The following is a 6,331-nucleotide window of genomic DNA, read 5'->3' as shown; positions in this document are numbered from 1 at the left end:
CAATTAAGGGCTATCACACAACCTCAGCCACCACAAAAGTACTTCCTCCAACAAAAACCAGGTCTTTATCGCCAGCGTTATGTTGTGCTGTTTGCAGGGCCTCCTTTACCGAAGCATAAAATTCGCCATGTAAGCCAAAGCTTTCGGCCTTTAGCATTAAGCTTTCCGCATTCAGCCCCCGGGGGATATCGGGTTTACAAAAATAGTAGGTAGCATCTTTGGGTAGCATGGTTAATACCTTGGAAATATCCTTATCATTTACCATCCCAATTACAAAATGAAGGTGCTGGTAGTCAACAGACGCTATGTTTTTTATTACTTCTTCTATACCATCCGGATTATGCCCGGTATCGCAAATGGTGAGCGGGTTTTGGTTCAGTGTTTCCCATCGTCCATGCAAGCCGGTTAAGGTTTTTACCTGTGATAAGGCTGTGACTATATCATTATCGGTTATCGTGAATCCTTGCGAGCGCAATTCATCTACAGCAGATAAAACCGTTTTTACATTTTTAAGCTGATAGGAACCGGTGAGGTCGAGATGAATGGTGAGTGGTGAGTGGTGAGAGGTGATTGGTGAGTTTTTTATAACATTCAATTCAAGTAAATCATTCTTTGACTCTTGACTTTTGACTTTTGGCTTTTGATCAATCTCCCACAAATCCGAAGCAAACAAGATGTTACTTTCTTCTTTAATTGCTTTTTCAATAAACACCCTTGCTGTTTCGGGTTGGTTTTCGCCAATAATTACGGGTATGCCCGGTTTAATAATACCGGCTTTTTCGGCTGCTATCAGTTGAAGGGTATCGCCAAGCATATTCATATGGTCCCAGCCTATGTTGGTGATAACAGAGAGCAGGGGGGTAATAATATTAGTTGAATCCAGGCGCCCACCCAGGCCAACTTCAATAACAGCGATATCTACTTTTTCCTGCGCGAAAATTTTAAAAGCGAGGCCCACGGTCATTTCAAAAAATGAAGGACCTATCTCATCAAAATCCTTCTTGTGCGCGGCTACAAAATCGATAACAGTTTGCTCGCTGATCATTTGCCCGTTTATGCGGATACGTTCACGAAAATCTTTAAGATGGGGCGATGTATAAAGTCCGGTTTTATAACCAGCCGTTTGCAAAACAGCCGCCAGCATATGCGATGTGGAACCCTTACCATTGGTGCCGGCAACATGTATACATTTAAATTTATGCTGCGGATAGCCTAAACGTTTACAAAGCTCAAGGGTATTATGCAGATCGGCCTTAAATGCCGAAGCCCCATCGCGCGTAAACATCGGGAGCTGGGTGTACAGGTATTGGATGGTTTGTTGGTAGTCCATAGTCTATAGCCATAGCCCATAGCTATGGCAATGGATGCAAACTTATAAAATAAACTGTTGCAATGATCTATCGTCCGTAAACTGCAGACTAAAAATCAATTTACCTTAAATACAAATACTACTGTACCAACCTGCGTTTCTGGTGCCGAGTCGAGTGGATTAAGTTTGGAGTTTTTAACCGCGTCTTCGCATTTCTGGAGCAGGGCTGCATCAGATATGGTCGTACCGCGGGCACCCGCACGGGCATAAACCACGTTACCATCTTTATCAACACGTATATCAACCATGATTTTGCCGCTCTGCCGATTATCATCACTAACAGCAGGCCTGCTTACAAAACTACGTTGCGACATGTTCAAATTACCGCCATTGCCAGATCCTGTTCCGTTGTAATTATTAGTAAGAGTGGTACCTGTTGGTTTACCCTGGTTGCCGGGTTTATTGCCGGTTCCGTCGCCTTCACCTGTACCGGTAGTTGCCTTGCCTTTATATAACGCGTTTTGGTTCACTACAGGTTTAGCTGCAGTTTTTGTAGGTTGGGCCGCGGTTACCGTATTTGTAGGCTTTTTGGTTGGAGCGGCAACTTCGGGGGCATCCTCGGTATTTTGGGTAACAACAGCTTTATCGCTGCTTTCGGGCTGTGGTTTTTCTTCGGTTGGCGGGGCAGGGGTAACCTTATCCGGCTTGGTGTGGTTGGCTTTTTCGGCAACAGAAGGTTCTTCGGTGCTCATATAATCACTGCCCATCCCTTCATCAACTGTACCGTAATTTACCAGGATTCCACCGGTACCGTCCTCGGTTTTAGGCGGCATTGGAAGGATAATTATATAACATACCAGGAAAAACACAGCCAAAATAATGCCTGTTAACAAAAACGCCTTTGGATAGTTATTTTCTTCTTCCCTGTATTCCATTTTAGTATCAAGTATTTAGTATCAAGTATTAAGACAGCTGCCTTGTTAGTAACGGGTCAAGTATCAGGACGGCTGCAATAATTGATTGTAAGCTCATAAAAAAATCTTGATACTTGATACTAACTACTTGATACTCTCTATCCCTTAGGTTCCGTTGCCAGTACCAGTTTTATATTTAATTTTTGTGCTATATCCATTATCTGTACCACATCCTGAATGGCTACTGTTCTATCAACATATAAAACAATAGTAAGTTCTGTTGCCAGTGTTTTATAGCCCGATAGTGTAGTTTGCAGGGCAGCTACAGGCACTTCCTTTTTATCTACGTAATATTTCAGGTCTTTGGTTACCGAAACCGTTATTGTTTTTTTTGATACCGATTGCCCGCTTGATGATTTGGGCAACATCAGTTTAATAACGTTGGGGTTGGTAACTGTTGACGCGATGAGGAAAAACAAAAGCAGGAAGAACATGATATCGTTCATTGCTGATGTATGAACCTCTGCCGATGCACCTCTATGTCTTTTTCTTAAATTCATTTGCTTGGCTCCTCTAACAGGTCAATAAATTCTATAGCATCAGTTTCCAGTTTCAGGATCACTTTATCAACCATCATATTTAAAACGTGGTAGCAAACATAGGCCACAATACCCACCATTAAACCGGCGGCTGATGTTACCATTTTTACATATAAACCGCCAGATATAACACCCATACTGATGTTGTCTGTTTTGGATATATCATAAAATATCTTGATTACCCCGGCAATGGTACCCAGGAAACCAAACATTGGTGCAATACCGGCTACAATCCCCAATATACCAATGTTTTTTTCCAGTTTTGATACTTCCAGCTTGCCAATGTTTTCAATCGCACCTTCAATATCTTTTATAGGGCGACCGATACGTAACAAACCCTTTTGCAGCATGCGGCCCAAAGGCGAGTTACTGTTACGGCAAATGGCAATAGCCGATTCTAAATTACCGGAGTGAATGCTTGAACGCACCTGTATCATCAGGTTCGATTCGTTTTTTGAAGCTTTACGGATAGTAAAAAAGCGCTCAAAAAATATAACCAGGCCCAGTACAGCCAGTATACCAATAGGTACCATTACCCAGCCGCCTTTTATTAGCAGGTCGCCAAAACGTAATTCTTCTGGGGCTTGTGCTAATTGGGTTACTGTATGGTTAGCGGTATCTGCTAAGTGTTTTGCTGTATCTGTTACCTGCTGTATTAATAATAAAGTCATTTCCTGGGATTATATGGTTGTATAGTTATATTATCGTTGCTTATCTTACCTGTACTTAATATTTTTTGTTTGGCAGCCACAGCCTCATCGCGTACATAATAGGTGCCTAAGGTTACTTTAACCAATCTGCCGGGCACGTTTTCAATTATATGGGCGGTAAATCCCATTCTTCTGTAAGCTTGTATGGTTTTGTTTGCTTCAGCTTGTGTTTTAAAGGCTCCTGCTAAAAGCTCATAATGTATTCTTTTTATTGTATCAGCATTAATTATTGTGGTATTTAACGCCGTGTCGGGTTTAGAAATTGCTTTTGCTGTAGTATCAACAGGCAAGGTCGCCTTTTTAACTGTGTCTGTATCGCTTTTAAGTACCGGTTGGGCTTTTGGCTTCGCAGGTACTTGCATTTGCTTGCCCTTTGATAAATTTAATAAACCGGGGTTATACTTATACACAGCAAACAATGCGGCTGCCAAAACTATCACCACAATCAATATAATGGCCCAGATGCTCATACCCTGCCTTTGTTCAGGCTCGTCATCAACGTATTCTTCCGGTTGGTTAGCCGTTTGTGCTGGTAAAGGTATCTCCCTGATTGGGGGAGGGAGCGGTAAGGGCTCTGTCGCAACCACAGCGGGTGGCGGCATTTGTGGGGGTACCGGTACGGCCGCTGGTTTTTCGGGTTCTTCAACCTGGTTTAGTTTTTTTATGCTGATGGGTTCATAGCCATAAAAAGGAGCATTATCAGTATTACTCACTTGCGATTTAAAAGCGATTTTGCCCTTATCCATATAAAACCAACCCAGATCGGCAAAAGCTACTTCCTGCAGGGCAACTTCCTGTTTTAAAGCGGTTATATATTTTTCGGTAAAATATTTTGATGAAGCCAGCGAGATTTTTTTCTTTTCGGCAATGTACCTTGTTAAGGTATCATCATCATGGGCCTGCGGATCAAATTGTATTTTATAACCGGGCGGATAAAATTTACGCTCTGCATCATCATAACTGGCACTTACACGTACGTGCACAAAATAGCCCAGGCCCGGCACGCTTATTTCGCCGTGCTGGCCCAATAGTTCACTTAAATAATTGGCTATATCCATTTGCTAAAAGTACGGTTTATTGTAAATATCAAAATCTTTAAAACGAGAAACCGACGCCGCCAAAGATATTAAATCCGTAGTTAGGATAGTATACCCAGTTTTGATAACCCGAGTTTAAAATGTTATTTGCCTGTGCAAATACCGTAATTACCGGCGTTACCCTGTACTCAACACCGCCATTCAGATCGGCAAATGAGCTGATAGATCTTTTAGCTAATAATATGCTTGAATTGGTAGCCGGTGTTCCTAACGGTCCCGGTACAATTCCAAACGGCCTGTCATAAGCCGAACCCCGTATTAATAACGAACCTGTTATGCTCACTTTGTTGTTTATGTGGATAGCAGTACCTGCAGTTAACAAAAACTTAGGCAGGTTCCAGGCCTCAGCCTCGGTATTCATTTTATAGTCCTTAAACTCAACACGGCCAAAAATATTAACATCATCGGTAGCTTTAAAGTCCAGCTCGCCATTAAAGCCGCTTACGCGCGACCGGCCATTATCGTATATCACAATAAATTTATAGCCTTCGGCCGTTTGATTGCTTACCAACAGCGGCATATCTTTTACACTATTGCGAAACACAGCAGCTTTAAAGCTAAGCCCCGGTGCTAATGTGCCTTTTAAACCAGCGCTTATATCCAACTGATCAACCGAGTTTTTAAGCTGTATGTTTTTATCGATATAAGGATTGATGTTGGCAAAATCGCGGATGGACGCGCGGTTGATATCGCCCTTGGCTTCCACAAACAGGCGCACATATTTGGGTATCACCTGGTATTCCAGTTTAGCTGCCGGGAAAATGAAAAAGCGATTAAAATCACCAAATTCCTTTGCAATGTTTACACCTGCGTCAATTTTATAATTAGTACCCTGGAATTTAATGTAAGGGTTTAACCTAAGGATGCTGTTGTTTAAATTGTATAAACTATCCTTTGGATTGGATAGATCAACCGAAGCGCTTAAACCGGTATAAAATTGTTTAATGGTTTGGTTTACAAATCCGGATAATACAATATTGCTTTCCCTGGCCTGGTAAGCATTGCCGAAAGAATAGCCTTTTAATTTTACAGCATAAGTGAAATCATTTTCAACATCCTTAAAATTTTTGGCCAATTCAACCTCACCGCCAATTTCGTTAAAATGTTGCTTTTGAGGAGTGAATGGCAGCGGAATAGAATCAGGGTGGCCATAGAAATAAACACCTCGACGTTTATAGTTTAAACGGCCGCTGATGGTGTTTTCTGAATTGGTGCTTTTGATAAACACGCCAACTTCATCCTTGCTTTCGTTTTGTTTTTCCCATGAGCCGGCCTGCGAAAAATGTTTCAGGAAACCGCCAACCTGCAAAGCCTGGTCGCGGCCATTACCAAAATAAGCTTCGCCGAATAGGGTTTTTAAGTTACCTACACCAGCTTTAACATAGTTATTAAGCAGTATCGAGTCCTGTTCGGCCGGCCTTTTTTGTGGATCGAGGTGTTTTATTTCCGAGTCCTGGTCAAGTTTTTTATCTAAAGTAGTATAGGTAAGCGGTGCTTTAAAGGGCGCTTTATCTTCCAGGTCGGGGTTGCGCCGAATCTTAACGGCATCAGCCAAAACAGGTTTGTATGCCGTTGTTACCACTATTTCTTCAGAAAGGCTGCCGCCATTTGACGGTTTGTTGCCGCTACCTCCTTTTTTGGTAGTGTCCTGGTTTACTTTTGCTGCCGCATCTCCAAGGTTTTTTGTAGCACTGGTAACGGC

Annotated in this window: 6 protein-coding genes; all 6 read right to left on the bottom strand. The window is 42.2% G+C overall.

From position 1 onward, the window contains the following. Positions 1 to 13: 13 nt before the first annotated feature. Positions 14 to 1,330, bottom strand: coding sequence for a bifunctional folylpolyglutamate synthase/dihydrofolate synthase (locus tag AC1DPZ_RS19780; RefSeq protein WP_477406603.1), 1,317 nt, complete (start codon positions 1,328 to 1,330; stop codon positions 14 to 16). Between the two features lie 95 nt (positions 1,331 to 1,425). Next, the gene (locus AC1DPZ_RS19775) at positions 1,426 to 2,244 is read right to left on the bottom strand and encodes an energy transducer TonB (protein WP_477406601.1); all 819 of its coding nucleotides are present in this window, start codon (positions 2,242 to 2,244) and stop codon (positions 1,426 to 1,428) included. A gap of 137 nt (positions 2,245 to 2,381) precedes the next feature. Next, complete coding sequence (locus AC1DPZ_RS19770; RefSeq protein WP_477406599.1) at positions 2,382 to 2,783, bottom strand: ExbD/TolR family protein; 402 nt, start codon at positions 2,781 to 2,783, stop codon at positions 2,382 to 2,384. After that, positions 2,780 to 3,493 (bottom strand): MotA/TolQ/ExbB proton channel family protein, encoded by a 714-nt coding sequence (locus AC1DPZ_RS19765; RefSeq protein WP_477406597.1) that lies wholly within the window; start codon positions 3,491 to 3,493, stop codon positions 2,780 to 2,782. The genes AC1DPZ_RS19770 and AC1DPZ_RS19765 overlap by 4 nt, the downstream gene beginning before the upstream one ends. Beyond that, positions 3,490 to 4,590 (bottom strand): HU domain-containing protein, encoded by a 1,101-nt coding sequence (locus AC1DPZ_RS19760; RefSeq protein WP_477406595.1) that lies wholly within the window; start codon positions 4,588 to 4,590, stop codon positions 3,490 to 3,492. The genes AC1DPZ_RS19765 and AC1DPZ_RS19760 overlap by 4 nt, the downstream gene beginning before the upstream one ends. Before the next feature lie 37 nt (positions 4,591 to 4,627). Further along, positions 4,628 to 6,331 (bottom strand): TonB-dependent receptor (locus AC1DPZ_RS19755; protein WP_477406593.1); only part of this gene is annotated, 1,704 nt, incomplete at its 5' end.

This window comes from Mucilaginibacter sp. P4_G9, assembly GCF_056400985.1.
Note: the sequence above shows the minus strand (reverse complement) of the source record. Positions and strands in the feature narration are given on the sequence as shown.

Bases quoted from the DNA above. Each gene is read 5' to 3' on its own strand.
- AC1DPZ_RS19760 (WP_477406595.1), bottom strand. From the start codon at position 4,590: ATGGATATAGCCAATTATTTAAGTGAACTATTGGGCCAGCACGGCGAA.
- AC1DPZ_RS19770 (WP_477406599.1), bottom strand. From the start codon at position 2,783: ATGAATTTAAGAAAAAGACATAGAGGTGCATCGGCAGAGGTTCATACA.
- AC1DPZ_RS19780 (WP_477406603.1), bottom strand. From the start codon at position 1,330: ATGGACTACCAACAAACCATCCAATACCTGTACACCCAGCTCCCGATG.
- AC1DPZ_RS19775 (WP_477406601.1), bottom strand. From the start codon at position 2,244: ATGGAATACAGGGAAGAAGAAAATAACTATCCAAAGGCGTTTTTGTTA.
- AC1DPZ_RS19765 (WP_477406597.1), bottom strand. From the start codon at position 3,493: ATGACTTTATTATTAATACAGCAGGTAACAGATACAGCAAAACACTTA.